The sequence below is a fragment of the Microcoleus sp. w2-18bC1 genome (genome assembly GCF_036700365.1).
Taxonomy (GTDB): Bacteria; Cyanobacteriota; Cyanobacteriia; order Cyanobacteriales; family Microcoleaceae; genus Microcoleus.
In genome coordinates this window covers 1-1061 of record NZ_JAUBOS010000172.1, presented here as the reverse complement: position 1 = coordinate 1061, position 1061 = coordinate 1, and the positions used below count along the sequence as shown (strand labels likewise).

Here is a 1061-nt window from a genome sequence, read left to right as displayed (position 1 = left end):
CATTGAAGGCAATGAATCTGTTGGTTTTTGTTGGGAAGTTACAGCTTTACTAAAACCTCTTGCCATTGATAGCACCCCTAAACTACAACAAACTACGTTGAAATTTAGTCGATTTAACTGTAGCATATTTTGGGTTCCAGTTAAGATGCGTTTACCCTGGAGGCAATTGCCGTCCTTTTTAATATATGGGCAGGGCAGACATTACCGAGCACGCCAGGAGAATTGATGGCAATTGATGGTAAAAGTATCAAAAGCACAAGTGTTGGGGGTAATAGTTCTTACCAAAATTTTGTGAGCCTGGTTTCTGTGTACAGTCACAATCGCGGGTGGGTAGTCCGACATAAAGTCATGGAAAATCAGCAGCGAAGTGAAATCGAAGCTGTGGAGGAACTCGTGCAAGAACTTGCGGGTTCTCAAGTAGTAATTACTGCTGATGCACTGCACACTCAAAAAAAACTATTCAGTTAATTATTGATGGAGGTAATGACTACATAATTACTCTCAAAAAAAATCAATAAGCGTCTGTTTAAAATGGCTCAAAAATTGGTCGAATCTGTGGGTGCGAGCGATTCAGCTCAAATCTCAGAACGCTTGCATGGCCGCACCACAACTCGCTCTACTACAATTTATCCCGTATCTACTCAGTTATTACCAGCGTGGGCTGGTGTCAAACATATAATTGCTATCAAAAGAACTGGCAGTAGGTGGGAAGGCAAAAAAAGTCGTCGTCGGTTAGTTGATTTCCATGAAACGCATTATTATTTAAGTAGTAAGGATTGGTCGGCAAGCCAATTTGCGTCGGAAATTCGAGGACATTGGTTAACCCTCTTTTGTCACTCTACGCAGAGGAAAAGTAGAAATAAAGGATATTGAGGTTTTGAAAAATTGAACGAGTTAAATTATTGACAAGCATTTGAAGTTTAAAAAAGCCCTCGGATAACTTAGGAATATTAAAAACTTGTAGCCAAGGTTTAATAAAGTTAAATAGGGCTTGCTGAAAAAGCCTAAAACCCTTACATCAAAAGACTTTGGCTCCTGACAGCGCTGAGCATGTGTAAGAT

The 1061-nt window shown here is 40.0% G+C and carries 1 protein-coding gene; it reads left to right on the top strand.

All coding sequences use genetic code 11. The features are described from left to right. Positions 1-225: 225 nt before the first annotated feature. The gene (locus tag QT979_RS28905) at positions 226-468 is read left to right on the top strand and encodes a hypothetical protein (RefSeq protein ID WP_333217153.1); all 243 of its coding nucleotides are present in this window, start codon (positions 226-228) and stop codon (positions 466-468) included. Positions 469-1061: the final 593 nt, after the last annotated feature.

Excerpts from the sequence above, each read along its gene's own strand:
- QT979_RS28905 (WP_333217153.1), top strand. The coding sequence starts at position 226 with ATGGCAATTGATGGTAAAAGTATCAAAAGCACAAGTGTTGGGGGTAAT.